This is a genomic window from Bdellovibrio sp. MYbb2 (genome assembly GCF_056175685.1).
Genome location: NZ_JBJKJI010000002.1, coordinates 775,214 through 790,730 on the forward strand (window position 1 = coordinate 775,214; position 15,517 = coordinate 790,730).

Here is a 15,517-nt window from a genome sequence, read left to right on the forward strand (position 1 = left end):
AAGCCCCTTTTTTATTTCCCTAACGCAGACTCAGGCCCGTGGCTGGCTGCACCTGCTGCACACCCGGCATACGCCACTGATGACCAAGAACTTCATCCTTGGGCCAGTACAAACGCATCAGCAAGTTGAAATCATCCCCTGCCGGAGCCGGCAGCCAGTTAGCCACTTTGCTGGCCTCAGGACGCTCGCTTTGAAGGTACAGCTCCAGCGATCCGTCTTTGCCGTATTTCAATTTATCGCGATCCCCAAGCGTATATCGGTTTAGCGGGTTTTTCACGAAGCCCTGCTTGGAGTTATACATCGTCAGGGACCAGAACGCCCGAACCGGAGGCAACTGCCCCTTGCTAAAGCGCAGGGTGTACTTGTTATCCCCTTTTAGCGGCATGCCATTGGCATCAACCGAAGCGCGCGGATAAACCGCATCCTGAGGAAGGTTGGCCCCAAGGAAGTACTTGGCGACATAGGATCTGTTTTCATAGTCAGCCCCATAAGCCCCCATGTGATAGGAATACACCCAGCCCGCACTGACCTCCACACCAGGAGGTGCCTGGTTCATGGCTACGATTTTTTCCAGGGCCATTTTCGCCCCGCGATTGAACGCCACCCGCTGAGCATCACTCAATGCACGCCCATCAAACTGCCCGGTTTCAGAAATTCCCAAACGAGCCATCTTTTCAACCATGGCCGAATCTTCGACCTTCGGCGGATTCTGCTTCAGGTATCCTGCGAACTTTTCCATGAACTCAACCCCATCCATGGATTCCACCTGCGCCACCGGCGGAGTTTTCATATCCACCGTGGAACTGACCTGACGAGCGGGAGTGGCAATAACTTCGGTGTCAGACTGCTGCCAGGAACTGAGCGTGGTCAGACGATATTTTTTCTGAATTTCACGAACGGCGGCAAAGTCCTTCGGTCCGTTGGTTTGCGTGCGTCCGATGATCCACACGGTGTTAGTCGGTGATTTGATCTCGGTGACCCCGGTAGGAAGATCCCCGGTCCAGCCAGGGCCCGTGATCGCAAAGTCCCCCTTATGTGAACCTGTAGTTCTGGTTCCCGGCGAGGCAAACACATCCGTCCAGGCACTCATCATCTGCATCAGATAATAGCGCTTCCCCATCTCCGGAACGCTGAGGATGACGGGTTCTCGCGACAGATCCAAAAATGCGGAGCTATATAATGTGTCAGCATTGGGGCTGACCACTTGAGTGAAGCTGGCATCCGGGAAGCGGTCTTTATGCAGGAATTGATTCACAGGGGCCGCATCCGCAGTCACGCGGGAAACATTGGTCAGAATCTCGCGGCTGGTTTCCACTAGAACCATGGGATAACCGTAAATATAAACTTCTTCCGCCAGTTTTTGAATTTCAGCGGGGCTGGCCGTGGTCTTGACCGATGCTGTGCTTTTTTTCTCGGACGAACTGCAGGATGCCACCAGCATCCCGGCCGTCAGAGCAACGGCCAGATTGACGAATTGGATCTTCATGAGAGCCTCCTTGCTCAACAACTTATGATTGAAGGCGCTCTGAAGATCAGCAATATGTAAGAATGCACCAGGCTAGACTGTTAAGCTTGGCCTTTGGACTTTTTTTCCAGCTCAGCCCAGCGGGCATAAGCGGCTTCGACTTTGCTTTGCAAAGATGAAATCTCGGCGAAAAGTTCCTGCACCTTGGAAGCCTGGCTGACCACTTCGGGCTTGCCCGCTTCGATCTGCAGATTTGACAACTTTTCTTCCATTTCAAAAATGTTGGCTTCCATGTTTTCCAGCTCGAACTTTTCCTTGAAGGAAAGCTTCACGGGTTTGCCCGCCGACTTTTCAGCTTTCTTTTCTTTTTTTAGTTCCTGAGCCTGCAGTTCTTTTTGTTCCTCGAACCATTCTTCCCATTGCAGATAACCGGCAAAACGTTCCATCGAAGTGGAACCATCCAGATTCTTGTGCAATGCCAGAATGTCGGAAGCCACCTGATCCATAAAGAAACGATCGTGCGTGACCAGAATCACAGCGCCGGTGAATTCTTTTAAAGAATCCTCCAACACGGTCAGGGTTGCCACGTCCAGGTCATTGGTCGGTTCATCCAGAATCAGCACTTGGGCTTCGTTCAGCATCAGCTGCGCCAAACGCAGACGGCTTTGCTCGCCACCTGACAGTTTTTCCACCGGCAGATCCATTTGCTGGCGGTTGAACAGGAATCTTTCCAGATAACTGCGCGCAAATACATACTGGCCCTGATAGTGGACGTAATCCCCGTCAGGACAGATGTTTTTCAGAACGGATTCTTTCGGCTTCAGCGTTTCACGGTTTTGCTCAAAATAGGCAATCTTCAGCTTGTCTGCCTGAACCACACGACCCGAGGTCGGCGCTTCCTGCTGAAGCAGCATGCGGATCAGCGTGGACTTGCCCGAACCGTTGTCCCCCAGCAATGCCAAACGTGTTTTCGGCGTCACCAGATAACTGAAATCAGTGAACAACACACGGCCATCATAAGCTTTCGTGACATGATCGACTTCAATCAGCTTCTGCGGATTGCGATCGGTTTCTTTGAATTCAATTTTTACTTTGCGGGCGGCATTCTTCGCAGAAAGCTCTTCGACGTCTTCTTTCAAAGTGCCGGCACGATCAATACGGGCCTTCTGTTTGGTCAGACGGGCTTTCGCTCCCCGACGCAGCCATTCCGTTTCACGACGAAGAGTGTTCTTCATCGCAAGCTCTTTCTGCTCCTGCCCGGCCAGCAAGATCGCCTTTTCCTCAAGATATTCCAGATAGCCACCCGTGGTGGAAATCAGATAGTTGGGATTTTTCGGATCAAGGTCAAAAATCTTGTTCACAGTTCTTTGCAGGAACAAACGGTCGTGCGTGATGATCAAAGTCGCAAACGGCGCACGGCTAAGGAAATCCTCCAGCCACATGATACTGGACACGTCCAGGTGATTCGTCGGCTCATCCAGCAACAACAATTCAGGATCGCGCACCAGTTCACGCGCCAAAGCCACGCGTTTTTTCCAGCCCCCGGAAAGTTCGCTGACCAGAAAGTTTTCTCCGAACTGAGTCAGCTCCAGACGAGCGATCCACTCGTAAGCCGAACCAATGGCTTCGTGAGGATCCTCCGCCTTGCTTAACACCGCATCCAGAATGGTTTCATCTTTTTTGAAAGTGGGCGTTTGTTCCAGATACCCCAGACGCAAACCCTTTTTCGCAGTCACGTCCCCGGAATCCGGAGTCATGGTGCCCGCCAGAATTTTCAGCAAAGTGGATTTGCCGGCCCCATTAGGACCGACCAGGCCCACGCGTTCGCCCTCTTCAATGCCCAAAGAGACGTTTTTAAACAGGGTTTTCCCCGCAAAGGATTTTTCGAGCTTATGTGTATTGATGAGAAGCATGGCCCCAACTTACTTCTGTTTCTCAATATCGGCCACAATTTTCTGAATAGGAATGACGAATTCGCCCTTACAGCCGTCCTCTGCGCATTTCATGATCTGAACAGAGCCATCTTCGCTCTCCGGCTGGAAGTCATCTTCACCACCGTGCAGGATTCCGATCAAATCATGAGTTTTGCTGTCAAACACCGGAGAACCCGAGTTTCCGACGAAAACATCCAGATTGGTCTCTAAAGATCCCATTTCATTCACGCTGCGCACTTTGCCCTGCGCGGTTTTTTTAAGGCTGCCCAGTGGATAACCGATAGAGTAAACAGAATCGCCGACGACCGACGCAATAGTCGACATGACGACGGGTTCAACTTCGTCCTTGGGCATGGACACTTCAACCAGGGCATAGTCCAAGCCGCTCTGGAAGTCATTTTTCTGCGCTACGATCTGCTTGCACTGCCAGCCCTTGCGGGCGGTGGCCCCTTCCATCTTTTGCTCGTCATTAAATACAAATACGGTGTTTTCACAGGTATGATCTTCAGTGAAGCAATGTCCTGCAGTCAGGACCATCTTCGGCGCCACCAAAGTTCCGGAACAAAAGGCCTTGGATTCCTGATCACTCCAGGGAAGCTGCTGACCGGTTCCGTAGATTTCATCCACGGTCCACGCAGCATCACCCTTCATAATCTCGTTCCATTTGTCAGAATGAACCAGAGCCACGTTGGCCCGGGTGTTGCGGGTGTGAGTGGAAACCTCCTGAATGGAATCCTCGCCATAAATCACACCCTGGGTCAGTGTCCCATCAGTGTTTACAAATGCCGAAGGTGCAGAGCCTCCTCCGCACCCGACAAGATTCATGATAAGGGCCCCGGCAAGGGCGGCCTTCCACACATTCATTAGTGTCCTTTAGTGAAGTCCACGTCATCGCGGTGAGCTTCAGCCATGTGGCCTTGTTCCCAGCGACCTTCCACGTTCTCAGAGTCCACAACTTCGTTCTGAGTGCCTACCGCTTTCACAGTGTAAGTCGCGGTGGCGATCTCTTTGTTCATGCGGTTTTCAACCGAGATACGAACCAAAGCGTCTTGACCCGCCTCGCTCACTTCACGGATGTCTTTCAGGTCGATAATGCCGTCGATTTCTTTAGTCACATCGCCCACAGTCACGAACTTCTTAAGACCCGCCATCTGAGCATCACGACCCGCAAGGGAGATGTTCATGAAGTCACGGTCAGAGGTCATGTCGATCTTCAGATCCAGGTGGCGAGCCACGCTTGCGGACTTAGGACGCGGCAGTTTCGCGAAAGTGCCTTTTTTGTATGCTTCAACTTCAGAGGCAGAAGATTTCTCCATGAAGGCCTGAAGCTCATTGTAAGTACCGCATTTCACTTCTGGCTTGGAGCACACTTCGTTCGCAAATTCGAAGAAAGCTTCCATGTATGCACCGCTCATCCATTTGGAGAAGTGGTGACCAATGTGAACCGGAGCACGGTTGCCATAGTAGTTGTTGTTGAAGTAGCTGCGATAGATTGAAAGCATGTTGGCTTTCACCTGTGCTTTTTGCGCAGTGGAAACTTCGTTCAAGCAGTCACGGGCCTTGTTGGCTTTAACCGTGTTGCCGCTTTTATCACGTTTCATGATCTGCATGGATTGAGGTTCTTCCTTCAACACCCGGGCAGAGTCACGAACGCAGAAGTTGTAATCCATAGAGATCCATTTGCGCGCGCCACCTGGTTCTGGCACTTCAGCCAGCGGGAAGTTCCATGTGCCAAATTCGTTTTTCTGTGGCCAGTAGTTTACGAAGTTCAATTTGGAAGTGTCGTATTGAATACCAAACTTAGGCAGGTTCGGCCACAAGCCCGGGCTGACACCCAGAACCGGGGCACGGAAACCCGTAATTTCGTTTCTGAACAACAAACCTTTGGATTCTTTTTTAGTGATACCATTCAGGTCAAACACGCGATCCAGGATCGCATAGAATTGCGTGAATTCGGACTTCCAGTCAGCCTCGCTCCAGCGCAGGTCCCATTTTTTATTGCGGAAGCCACCATCAAAGTGACCCACGGCGTGGGAACCGATTTCATGGCCTTCACGGTAAGCCGCATTCATCTGGTCAATACGATCCGAGATATCACGTTTGTCATCACCCCAACCGATAGCGGAACCACGGTTTTTGGTGGCCATTTCGTTACCAGCGCCATCCAGGATCAAACGCTGACCCGGTGGTTGATAGAAGGTTTTATTGTCAGGGCTTAGGAAATAAACCGGATTGATAAAGAATGTGAAACGTGTGTCCACGCCCGCATCTTTTCTAAGTTTCGTGTAGTCACGCGAATACTGCCAGACTTCATTATTATAGGATCCATCAAAAGCGAACATCACAAATTGTGGTGGTCTTTTAACTGTGGTGGTTGTTTGCGCCCAGGCAAAATGCTGAGTGAACAAAGACAAAGTCACAAGGCCCTTTGCGATCAGTTTTCTTTTGGACATGGAATCCTCCGTATTGTTTTTAATATTCAATAAGGGTGATTGCAACGGCTATGCCCGTGAAATCACGGGGTTTGGGCCCTAAAAGGTGTCCAAAGATTGAACGAGGAACAATTAACGGCGATCAGTGTCTCAGTATAAGACACGTCATGAGCAGGACTTTGGGCCAAGATTCGGAACACATATTCACTGAAGGTCGAGGAGAAAAACAAAGAATTCTTCAAATTCAATACTTCCCATATAAAATGAGAATAATGAAAATACAGATCGTTGCCCTTTTCATAATTGCCTGTGTGTCCCTTATAAACTCGTCTGCATTTGCAGCTTCCATGACCTGCAATAAAAGACAATCCGCCACCAACTGCATGATTTGCAACTGCTACCATGAAACCCGCGGAGAATCCTTCGAAGGCATGGTGGCCGTGAATAAAGTGGTTCTGTCCCGCTCTGAAGATGACGCTTACCCAAGCTCCATCTGCGGCGTCGTTTATGACGATGCCCAGTTCAGCTGGACTCAGGATCGCATCGGCAACAATATCAACGCCACCAAAGATGAAGACAAAGAAGCATTGGATATGTGTAAAAAGGCCGTGAATCTTTCCGTAAAGGAAGGCCCCAATGACGTCATCTATTACTATAATCCCAGCATTGCCCGTCCCTACTGGGCTCGCCGCATGACCCACTGTGGAAAGGTCGGCAATCACACCTTCCTGGTTCCGCGCGGTGAATCCTGTCCAAAAAAACTGGGCGTGATCGGCAAATACTCCTCTTCTGGCAGCAGCAGCCAAACCAAGAAAAGCACAGGTGCAAAATGATGAAAGCATTGATCGCAACTCTTCTTTACAGTGTTTGCAGCACAGCCGCCCCGGTCGCCACATCGGCGTCCGATACAGCGGAAATCACCGTGCAGGACGGGGCCGTGAAGGTCACCTTGCCCGCTGAAGCCAAAAAAGCCCTGATCGACTGGAATCCAGAGTTTCTGACTTTCGATCTGAAAGATTATCCAGAATCGATTTTAAGCCTGATCAAAGAAGTCGAACCCAACGGTGTCCCCATGGCTTTTATCGCCGACCTCGATAACAACGGCGACAAAGACATCGTGCTTTTGGGAAGTGATCTGCACCGCCAGTACGCGGTGGCATTGACCAAAAAAGAAGGTCAGTGGAAAGCTGTCGAAATCCAGTCCTGGAATATAAAAGACATCAAAAAAACCGTCTTGAAAAAAGAGGATAAAACCAAAGAAACCGGCATCCCACTGTATGTTCTGCCCGCGGAGGACGAACACGCCAAGAAGCTGGGTAAAAAAGTCGGCATTCAGGTGGAAAGATATCTCGGCCCGGCAACCGTTTACGAAATCAAAGACGGTAAAGCCAACAAAGTAACTCTGGAATAAAAAAAGAACCAGAAACCTTTTATGTTGTTTCGAACTGGAAGTGTCTTTGTTCCAACATTTCCAGATATTGTTCGCGATCGATCAGCTTCCCGCCCATACTGGCCACCACGGGCGTCACCATCTGCACATCGATCCATTCGTGCCCCTGCTCTGACAGAACTTCCACCAGTCTCCACAGTGCCAATTTTGAAGCATTGGGCTTTCGATAGAACATGCTTTCACCGCTGAACACGCCTTCGACCAGCACACCGTATATGCCGCCGATCAAAACGTTGTTTTCACGAACCTCCACCGACATGCAATAACCGGCCTTGAAGAATTCCAGGTAGGCGCGTTTCATCTGCCCCGTGATCCAGGTACCATCCTGACCAGGACGAGGCTGTTTGGAACATTCCTCCAGCACGTGGTGAAAATCCTGATTCACTGAAAAGTGAATTTCGGGATGACGCTTGCGAAAACGGCGCAGACTTTCAGGCACGTGGAAATCACGAAACTCCAGCACGCCCCGTTCTTCCGGAGAAAACCACAGCATCGGCAGACCTGGCTGAGGCCACGGAAAAATCCCTTTGCTGTAGGCCGAGTAAAGCGTGCCCACATCCAAAGATCCGCCGATGGCCAGAATTCCTTCGGCCAAAGTTTCGCGCGGATCGGGAAAGTCCACTGAAGATCGCAACTTCCCCTGCATTATTTTACCTTGTAAATCAGACGATAAATCACGCCCGCTTTGTCATCAGAAATCAACATGGACCCGTCGGGCAAAACTTCCACGTCAACCGGACGCCCCCAGGACGAATCACCCTGCAACCAGCCCTCGATGAAAGATTCGGTTTTTTCAACATTGGAACCATTCAGTTTCACAAACGTCAGGCGATACCCTTGCGGGGTGGAACGATTCCAGGAACCGTGTTCAGCCAGAATGATGCTGTCTTTGTATGGTGCCGGGAACTGAGAACCGGTGTAAAAGCGCATACCCAGAGGCGCCACGTGCGCACGAAGCTCCACGACCGGAGCCACATAGTCTGAACACTTTTTGCCTTTGCCGAAGTCAGGATCCAGCGTGTCCTTACCATGACAAAACGGGAATCCGAAGTTCTGACCTGTTTTGGTCAAACGGTTCACTTCACATGGGGGACGATCATCCCCCATCCAGTCGCGACCGTTATCGGTGAACCACAGTTCTTTTGATTGCGGATGAAAATCAAAACCGACAGTGTTGCGCACGCCGGAAGCGACTTCCTCTTTGCTGGTGCCGTTCACGTCGATGCGATAGATACGTGCATAATCCGTCCCCGGATCACAGATGTTGCAGTTAGCGCCCACCGGCACATACAGCTTCCCATCCGGGCCAAAGCGGATGAACTTCCAGCCATGGTGAGTGTCCGAAGGAAAGCTCTGCGGCAAAGCACGCAGTGGTTTTGCCGGCAGCTTCACATTGGGGCTGGCATCAAATTCGTGAATGCGCGCGATCTCGGCCACATAAAGTTTTCCATCTTTATAGGCGACCCCATTTGGAGTATCCAGGCCCTGCGCGAAGATGCTGGTCTTGCCATCCTTCACCACATAAACCTTGTCGCCCGAACGAGAACCCACAAAAATCCGGCCATCCGGAGCCTGCGCCAAAGACCGAGCCCCCGGCACCTGGGCCCACACCGAAATCTGAAACCCCGCAGGCATTTTCAGTTTTTCCAAAGGAAGTTGCTTCGCCACCGCAGAAAGCGAAATCAAAAGCACAAAAGAAACAATCCATCCAGCTCTCATCACAACCTCCTTAAGTTCTATCGTTTGCAAATATCGCATTTCCCGCACGGTTCCGCGTGCTCATGCCCAAAATACGCATAGATTCGATTCATGCGGCACTCGCTGTCCTGATTCGCCCACTGAACCATCTGCAAAAGCTTGGTGTTCTGAGCGCGCAAAATAGCTTCGCCGTTTTCCGCCAGAAACTGTTCGTCCGTGGGTTCATGCACACAAGCATACGGAAACGGATCGTCAGATTTCTGCAGACAGCCCCAGCGCTCCAGAATACTGACCGCGGCTTCAGATCTGAAGTCCCGGCGATTTCTAAAATTCATTTGTTCGCGAAGGAAGTCAAACCCGCCCTGATCCACCTGCATTCTTTTGTCTTCTATCAGTTGGTAGATTTTGCGGATGAAATCAGGCTCGGGGTGAGACCATTTCAAAAACTCCATCTGAATGCTGACATCGTCCTGGTCATACAGCAGATGACAAGACGACTCGGCCCCGTCACGACCGGCACGACCGACTTCCTGAAAATACGATTCCAATGAATTCGGAGTTTCGGCATGAATCAACAGACGCACGTTGCTTTTATCAATACCCAAACCGAAAGCAGGTGTCGCAATCATCAGCGGAGCTTCTTCGGTCTGGAAAGCTTTCTGATTGCGCTTGCGATCCTGTGGCGGCAAATCGCCGTGATACACCAGATGCGCCATCCCCAGGCGGTTCAGGGCGGAAGACACTTTCTTCAGAGTTTGAATCAGCGAACAATAGATGATCGCCGTTCCTGGCGTCAGATGACGAAGACCCACGATGGCGCGGATCTTTTCATCGATTCCATAGATGTCGTGAACATTCAAAGCCAGGTTCGGACGCTCAATCCCGGCAGAAATGATCAGGGCATCTTCCATGTTCAGTTTTTTCAGGATGTCTTTTTGAACCTCGGGCGTCGCCGTTGCCGTCAGCGCCAAAGTCGGCGGATTGCCCAAAAGGGCGCGAAACTCTCCGACCCGGGAATAGTCCGGGCGGAAGTCATGCCCCCACTGGGAAATACAATGGGCCTCATCCACGGCCAAAAGCTGGATCGCCCGTTTTTCAATAGCTTGAAGAAACTCAGGTTTACGGAACCGCTCCGGAGTCACATAGATCAGTTTGAAGTCGCCCTTGGCCAGGCGGTTCTGCCGGGACTCCCGTTCGTCCCGGCTCAAAGTGGAACTTAAAAACGTGGCGCTGATCCCCAGTTCCTGGGCCTTGAAAACCTGATCCTGCATCAGGGCGATCAAGGGGGAAATGACGACAACCAGGCCCTCGCGGGTCTTTGCCGGAAACTGAAAGCAGAGGCTTTTTCCCATTCCCGTGGGCATTAAAGCCAGCAGGTTCTGGTTTGCCCAAACTTTATGCAGGATTTGCTCTTGCTCGCCCCGGAAAGAAGTAAAAGGAAAGTTCGCTTTTAAAAGCTGAAGAAGATCGGTCATAGTGCCGATCAGTCTACGCTACTGAGAGGGGCCCGACTAGCCAACCGCCTCGAGGATGCGGTGCGTTGGGATTCTGGCCTAGAATCTTTTTTTGCACTTAGTAGTATTTGATGATAATTCGAGTACTTTCATAAAATTTGTTTAATTTTTGCTAATAATAACAGCGATTAAAACCATATAAACGAAGGGTAAAGATATGTCCAAAAAGTGGAATATTGATATGGTCAGAAACATTGGTATCTCGGCGCACATCGACTCCGGGAAAACCACAACTTCTGAACGTATTCTGTTCTATGGAGGAAGAATCCACGCCATCCACGAAGTTCGTGGAAAAGACGGCGTTGGTGCAACAATGGACTCCATGGATCTAGAGAGAGAAAAAGGGATCACCATCCAGTCTGCTGCAACTCAGGTTCAGTGGAAGGATTACACAATCAATTTGATCGATACACCGGGGCACGTGGACTTCACAGTTGAAGTTGAACGTTCTCTTCGCGTTCTTGACGGTGCGATCCTGTTGCTTTGCGGTGTTGCCGGCGTTCAATCTCAGTCCATCACTGTTGACCGTCAGATGAAACGTTACAACGTTCCTCGTTTGGCATTCGTGAACAAATTGGACCGTCAAGGTGCCAACCCATACCGTGTTACTGATGCTTTGATCGAAAAATTGCGTTTGAACGCAGTTATGATCCAGATCCCAATCGGTTTGGAAGATCAGCACAGAGGTCACGTTGACCTGACTGACATGAAAGCTTACATCAACCAAGGTGACTCCGGCGAAAACGTTCTAGTTGAAGAAATCCCGGCTGATCTGGTTGAAACTGCACAAAAATACCGTCAGATCATGATCGGTAAATTGGCTGACGTTGACTCTGCTATCGAAGAGAAATTCTTGATGGAAGAAGAGCCAACAACTGAAGAGATCCGTGCGGCTATCCGTAAGGGCACCATCAGCTTGAAAATTGTTCCGGTTCTTTGCGGTTCTGCTTTCAAAAATAAAGGTGTTCAGCGTCTGATGGACGCGGTTACTTACTATCTTCCGTCTCCTGCTGAGAAAAAAGAGCAAGCTCTTGATATCACCAAGAACGAAGAGAAGTTCGACCTGTTCCCAGACTCCACGAAGCCATTGGTTGCTCTTGCGTTCAAACTTCAAGAGACTCCATTCGGTCAGCTAACTTACATGCGCGTTTACCAAGGTAAAATGGGCAAAGGCGATTTCATCGTCAATCAAGTGAACAAGAAATCTGTTAAGATTCCTCGCTTGGTTCGTATGCACTCTGACAAAATGGAAGATATCGACGTATCCTACGCTGGTGACATCGTAGCATTGTTCGGTATCGACTGTGCTTCCGGTGACACTTTCTGTGACGAGAACATCCAGGCGTCCATGCAATCCATGCACGTACCTGATTCCGTTATCAGCTTGGCAATTGCGCCTAAAGATAAAACTGCGGCGAACAATTTCTCCAAAGCTCTTCAGAAATTCCGTAAGGAAGACCCTACATTCCGCGTACACCGTGACGAGGAATCCAACGAGACTATCATCTCTGGTATGGGTGAGTTGCACTTGGAAATCTACGTTGAGCGTATGAAACGTGAATTCAACTGTGAAGTTATCGTGGGTCAACCTCAGGTTGCTTACCGTGAGACTATCTCCGTTGAAGCTCCGTACGACTACACTCACAAAAAACAAACTGGTGGTTCCGGTCAATACGCGAAGATCGTTGGTAAAATCCAACCTCTTCCTCCACAAGAAGACGGCGCTGTATTCAAATTTGAAAACAAAGTTGTCGGTGGTCGTATTCCTAAGGAATTCATCCCTGCGGTTGAAGAAGGCTTCAAAGAGCAGACTGTTAAAGGTCCTCTGATTGGCTTCCCGATCGTTGGCGTTGAAGTTGTTCTGGAAGACGGCGCGTACCACGATGTCGACTCCTCATACATGGCGTTCAAAATCGCTGGTATGGCGGCTCTTCGTGAAGTTTACGCTTCCGCTAAACCAACTGTTCTTGAGCCGATCATGAAGCTTGAGACGACAGTTCCAGACGAATACCAAGGTTCCGCTGTTGGTCAAATCAACCAACGCCGTGGTTCCATCGTTGCAACTACTGCATTCGAAGGTAACTGCGTGATCGAAGCTGAAGTACCACTGACAGAAATGTTCGGTTACTCTACAGACCTTCGTTCTGCGACCAAAGGTAAAGGTGAGTTCTCCATGGAATTCGCGAAGTACGCTCCAGTACCTCGTAACATCCAGGAAGAGCTTGCGAAGAAATACCAAGCTAAGCGCGCAGCTGAGCAAAAGTAGTCTTCAAAGTTTGATCTTCAAACTTCAAAGCCCGGTGGAAACACCGGGCTTTTTTTATTTCCCCGCCCCGACCTTCATCCGGAAAAACTTAACATCCCTGCTGTTTGTGCCGAAAAGAGATTCGTAAAATCATCTTATCAGCCAAGGACGACAGCCATGGATCGCGATCAGCTTATTGCCGAAATTAAAAAGCAGCTTCAGGAAGAACTGAAAGCTCAGACTGACACCATCAAAAACAAAATTCCCGGCGAGCAACGTGAACAAATCAAAGACCTGAAAGACGGCCTGACTCAAACCATGAAAGAAAACCCATGGGCCTCTGTCGGCATCGCGGCGCTTGCAGGCTTTGTGATCGCGCGCATGCTGTACAAAAGAAAGGATGACTAAATGAACTTCCTTCTGCCCATCATTTCTTTCTTTATCGGTAACGCCAAAAGCCTGTTCAAAGAACCCGGCATCGCCTTCACCCAGCAACTGGTGTTGCATCTGCGCGCGCTGACGTTCGTTCTGGTATCCACCATCGGATCACTCGCTTTAAGCTGCGTGGGGATCTCGCTGTTCATCGCAAGCCTTGCCGGCCAGCTGGACAAGGGGGAAGAGTTTCAGATCACTGGCGGCATGATTGTGTACCTTGTAATGACCGTGGTTTCTGCCGGTGTATTGATTTACAGTCTGAACAAAAAGACGTGGCTGAAAGCTTTGGGTTTCGTTGAAAAACCTGCGGCTGCCAAACAATCCGGCGCCCTGGAAAATGCCGTGGCCTTGCTGGTGATGGACTACGTGGAAGAACGCCAAAGCAAACGCGCAAAAACTTCTGAAGCCAGCTAGAGCCGTCCCACGAATCCCCGCACCTGCGGGGATTTTTGTCCCATCTGCCTTTTTCTCCCCCTTCAAATTCAATTTAACGGGATCTCATCGTGGCATCCAGGTTGCTTTGTTTAGGTGCAACACTTGATTCACGAAAGGAATCTGAAATGAAACACATTATCGTGGTATTGGCTTTGTTTGGTTTTATGTCTGTCGCTCACGCGGAAGAGACTGTCTCTGAAAAAGCAAAATCAACTGCCAATGACGTGAAACGTGGTGCAAAAAAAGCCATGAACCGTGCTGAAGAAGCCGTGTGCATGGAAGGCGATGTGAAGTGTCTGGCGAAAAAAGGCCAGAACCGCGCTGAAGAAGGCGCCGACTATGTGAAAGACAAAGTCGATGAGGCTACGGACAAAAAATAATTTCCTCTTTCGCCAAGGCTTCGGCGGACAGGCCCTGGGAATAAAAAAAGAGCTGACCTTTTGGGGTCAGCTCTTTTCGTTTTCAGATTTCAGATCTGAAGACTATTGAGGCCAGCGATTGCAATATTCGTTGCTGTCAGAAGAAATCACTTTGCCTGTGGATTTCGCCACAACCAAAACAGAAATCGTTGTGCAGGTTTCATCATAACTGATGTCTTCCTGAGTGCGTGTTGTGTAAACCAGAACATCGCCACGATCTTCAACTGTGGTGTTGGAAGTCACGGGATAGGTTTTGCCTTTACCCGGAACAGAGAAGATCTCACCGATCATGCCGCCACCGTCACCACCGCCATAGCCGCCGCCATCGAATCCGCCGTTGCCATAACCGCCACCATCAAAGGAACCACCGCTGTTACGGTCATTGCCTTCATAGGTTTCTTCACGAGGGTCTTTTTCTTCACCACGACCACCGTCGTCTTCTTTCGGAGCCGGCTCGGATTTGCCTTTTCCCTTTTTAGCAGAAACCACGTCCTGGGAATTGTCAGAGATATTGGCAAAGGTTGGCGCCGCGAAAGAAAGAGAAAGCAGGGCCGCCAGCAAGATTGTTTTCATATGAAGACTCCTTTTGTATTCAAAGCGAAGTCTTTAACACAAAGGGTGGTGAAAGGGCCATTCCCCGTCACCACCCTTGCCATAATTTCACGATTGTTCAGTATTTAGACAGCTTCTGGGTATCCAAGACCTTGTCTGGAAGGAAGCCCACCTTGCCCGTGGAAATATCATACATCGCCCCTATGAGGCGCACTTTGCCCTGAGCCTCCAGATCGCGGACGATCTGACTTTTCTGACGAATACGATCGACCGTGAGCTTCACATTCAGCTCGGAAGCATGGTCAACATGGTCATAATTTTCCGGGTCAAAGTTTGGAATATCACGTCGGGCCTGCTTCACTGCCGGTTCGATTTTCTTCAGTGTTCCGGTCAAATGCCCCAGCTTCACGTTGTTGCAGGCCCCTTTGACCGCCCCGCACTTGGTGTGCCCTAAGACCACAATCAGTTTTGCCCCCATCGCGGCAGTTCCAAATTCCATACTGCCAAGGATGTCATCGTTTTCAATGTTCCCGGCAACACGGGCGACAAAGAGTTCGCCGATCCCCTGATCAAACACGACCTCAACCGGGACCCGTGAATCCAGGCAGCTTAAGATCACCGCGTAGGGTTTCTGCCCATCTTTGGTTTTGTTGATCTGATATTCAAAATCATGGCCGCGCATTTCGTTCTGAACAAAACGTCGGTTGCCTTCCACCAGGGCATCAAGTTCATCCTGTGGAGTTGCGGGCTCTTTGCTCATGAACGGGCCGGATTGTGCAACGGAAGCTTCCGCCTGCGGAGGTGCCTGAGTCTGTTGTGGTGGGTGCTTTTCCTTCGAGGCACAAGCTGCCAGGAAGACGGTGGAAATTAAAGCTGCTATCACTGCTTTCATGAAGACTTCCTTTGTTGAGAGTGTCTTCATCGCAGCATGGATGCGG

15 protein-coding genes are annotated in these 15,517 nt (G+C 50.2%); 6 read left to right on the forward strand and 9 right to left on the reverse strand.

All coding sequences use genetic code 11. From position 1 onward, the window contains the following. Nucleotides 1-19: 19 nt before the first annotated feature. The 4 genes from AC04MQ_RS13570 to AC04MQ_RS13585 all read right to left on the reverse strand — a co-directional run bounded on the left by AC04MQ_RS13570 (nt 20) and on the right by AC04MQ_RS13585 (nt 5,852). Nucleotides 20-1,486 carry a DUF1254 domain-containing protein gene (locus tag AC04MQ_RS13570; protein WP_015090111.1) on the reverse strand — a complete coding sequence of 489 codons (1,467 nt, stop codon included), beginning with the start codon at nt 1,484-1,486 and terminating at the stop codon, nt 20-22. 80 nt (nt 1,487-1,566) lie between these two features. Further along, complete coding sequence (gene abc-f / locus AC04MQ_RS13575; RefSeq protein ID WP_015090110.1) at nt 1,567-3,378, reverse strand: ribosomal protection-like ABC-F family protein; 1,812 nt, start codon at nt 3,376-3,378, stop codon at nt 1,567-1,569. Between the two features lie 9 nt (nt 3,379-3,387). Next, a complete protein-coding gene (locus AC04MQ_RS13580) occupies nt 3,388-4,263 on the reverse strand; it encodes a trypsin-like serine peptidase (RefSeq protein ID WP_015090109.1) in 876 nt (291 codons plus the stop codon). After that, the gene (locus AC04MQ_RS13585; RefSeq protein ID WP_015090108.1) at nt 4,263-5,852 is read right to left on the reverse strand and encodes a polysaccharide deacetylase family protein; all 1,590 of its coding nucleotides are present in this window, start codon (nt 5,850-5,852) and stop codon (nt 4,263-4,265) included. The genes AC04MQ_RS13580 and AC04MQ_RS13585 overlap by 1 nt, the downstream gene beginning before the upstream one ends. Before the next feature lie 251 nt (nt 5,853-6,103). On the opposite strand from AC04MQ_RS13585, the gene AC04MQ_RS13590 reads away from it, so the two are divergent. Together AC04MQ_RS13590 and AC04MQ_RS13595 are read left to right on the forward strand one after the other, a co-directional pair. Next, entirely contained in the window at nt 6,104-6,664 is a 561-nt protein-coding gene (locus AC04MQ_RS13590; RefSeq protein ID WP_158320223.1) for a cell wall hydrolase, read from the forward strand. Beyond that, a complete protein-coding gene (locus AC04MQ_RS13595; RefSeq protein WP_015090105.1) occupies nt 6,661-7,242 on the forward strand; it encodes a hypothetical protein in 582 nt (193 codons plus the stop codon). The genes AC04MQ_RS13590 and AC04MQ_RS13595 overlap by 4 nt, the downstream gene beginning before the upstream one ends. 19 nt (nt 7,243-7,261) lie before the next feature. On the opposite strand, the gene aat is transcribed toward AC04MQ_RS13595, so the two are convergent. From aat to AC04MQ_RS13610, 3 genes are read right to left on the reverse strand one after another with little or no spacing between them, the layout of a single operon-like run. Beyond that, the gene (gene aat / locus AC04MQ_RS13600) at nt 7,262-7,903 is read right to left on the reverse strand and encodes a leucyl/phenylalanyl-tRNA--protein transferase (RefSeq protein WP_475392323.1); all 642 of its coding nucleotides are present in this window, start codon (nt 7,901-7,903) and stop codon (nt 7,262-7,264) included. A 23-nt stretch (nt 7,904-7,926) separates the two neighbouring features. Beyond that, nucleotides 7,927-9,000, reverse strand: a complete 1,074-nt coding sequence (locus AC04MQ_RS13605) for a PQQ-dependent sugar dehydrogenase (protein ID WP_041577028.1) — start codon at nt 8,998-9,000, stop codon at nt 7,927-7,929. A 17-nt stretch (nt 9,001-9,017) separates the two neighbouring features. After that, a complete protein-coding gene (locus AC04MQ_RS13610; protein WP_015090102.1) occupies nt 9,018-10,454 on the reverse strand; it encodes a RecQ family ATP-dependent DNA helicase in 1,437 nt (478 codons plus the stop codon). A 196-nt stretch (nt 10,455-10,650) separates the two neighbouring features. Here AC04MQ_RS13610 and fusA point away from each other — a divergent pair, with 196 nt between their 5' ends. The 4 genes from fusA to AC04MQ_RS13630 all read left to right on the forward strand — a co-directional run bounded on the left by fusA (nt 10,651) and on the right by AC04MQ_RS13630 (nt 13,988). Next, nucleotides 10,651-12,759, forward strand: a complete 2,109-nt coding sequence (fusA, locus tag AC04MQ_RS13615; protein ID WP_015090101.1) for an elongation factor G — start codon at nt 10,651-10,653, stop codon at nt 12,757-12,759. Between the two features lie 156 nt (nt 12,760-12,915). After that, a complete protein-coding gene (locus AC04MQ_RS13620; RefSeq protein ID WP_015090099.1) occupies nt 12,916-13,146 on the forward strand; it encodes a hypothetical protein in 231 nt (76 codons plus the stop codon). Then, the gene (locus AC04MQ_RS13625) at nt 13,147-13,587 is read left to right on the forward strand and encodes a hypothetical protein (protein ID WP_015090098.1); all 441 of its coding nucleotides are present in this window, start codon (nt 13,147-13,149) and stop codon (nt 13,585-13,587) included. Between the two features lie 146 nt (nt 13,588-13,733). Further along, entirely contained in the window at nt 13,734-13,988 is a 255-nt protein-coding gene (locus tag AC04MQ_RS13630) for a hypothetical protein (protein WP_475392324.1), read from the forward strand. A gap of 102 nt (nt 13,989-14,090) precedes the next feature. Here the strand turns inward: AC04MQ_RS13630 and AC04MQ_RS13635 are convergent, their stop codons facing one another. Next, complete coding sequence (locus AC04MQ_RS13635) at nt 14,091-14,600, reverse strand: hypothetical protein (RefSeq protein ID WP_475392325.1); 510 nt, start codon at nt 14,598-14,600, stop codon at nt 14,091-14,093. 97 nt (nt 14,601-14,697) lie between these two features. Next, complete coding sequence (locus AC04MQ_RS13640) at nt 14,698-15,471, reverse strand: carbonic anhydrase family protein (RefSeq protein WP_475392326.1); 774 nt, start codon at nt 15,469-15,471, stop codon at nt 14,698-14,700. Nucleotides 15,472-15,517: the final 46 nt, after the last annotated feature.

Excerpts from the sequence above, each read along its gene's own strand:
- AC04MQ_RS13570 (WP_015090111.1), bottom strand. The coding sequence starts at position 1,486 with ATGAAGATCCAATTCGTCAATCTGGCCGTTGCTCTGACGGCCGGGATG.
- abc-f (WP_015090110.1), bottom strand. The coding sequence starts at position 3,378 with ATGCTTCTCATCAATACACATAAGCTCGAAAAATCCTTTGCGGGGAAA.
- AC04MQ_RS13580 (WP_015090109.1), bottom strand. The coding sequence starts at position 4,263 with ATGAATGTGTGGAAGGCCGCCCTTGCCGGGGCCCTTATCATGAATCTT.
- AC04MQ_RS13585 (WP_015090108.1), bottom strand. The coding sequence starts at position 5,852 with ATGTCCAAAAGAAAACTGATCGCAAAGGGCCTTGTGACTTTGTCTTTG.
- AC04MQ_RS13590 (WP_158320223.1), top strand. The coding sequence starts at position 6,104 with ATGAAAATACAGATCGTTGCCCTTTTCATAATTGCCTGTGTGTCCCTT.
- AC04MQ_RS13595 (WP_015090105.1), top strand. The coding sequence starts at position 6,661 with ATGATGAAAGCATTGATCGCAACTCTTCTTTACAGTGTTTGCAGCACA.
- AC04MQ_RS13605 (WP_041577028.1), bottom strand. The coding sequence starts at position 9,000 with ATGAGAGCTGGATGGATTGTTTCTTTTGTGCTTTTGATTTCGCTTTCT.
- AC04MQ_RS13610 (WP_015090102.1), bottom strand. The coding sequence starts at position 10,454 with ATGACCGATCTTCTTCAGCTTTTAAAAGCGAACTTTCCTTTTACTTCT.
- fusA (WP_015090101.1), top strand. The coding sequence starts at position 10,651 with ATGTCCAAAAAGTGGAATATTGATATGGTCAGAAACATTGGTATCTCG.
- AC04MQ_RS13620 (WP_015090099.1), top strand. The coding sequence starts at position 12,916 with ATGGATCGCGATCAGCTTATTGCCGAAATTAAAAAGCAGCTTCAGGAA.
- AC04MQ_RS13625 (WP_015090098.1), top strand. The coding sequence starts at position 13,147 with ATGAACTTCCTTCTGCCCATCATTTCTTTCTTTATCGGTAACGCCAAA.
- AC04MQ_RS13630 (WP_475392324.1), top strand. The coding sequence starts at position 13,734 with ATGAAACACATTATCGTGGTATTGGCTTTGTTTGGTTTTATGTCTGTC.
- AC04MQ_RS13635 (WP_475392325.1), bottom strand. The coding sequence starts at position 14,600 with ATGAAAACAATCTTGCTGGCGGCCCTGCTTTCTCTTTCTTTCGCGGCG.
- AC04MQ_RS13640 (WP_475392326.1), bottom strand. The coding sequence starts at position 15,471 with ATGAAAGCAGTGATAGCAGCTTTAATTTCCACCGTCTTCCTGGCAGCT.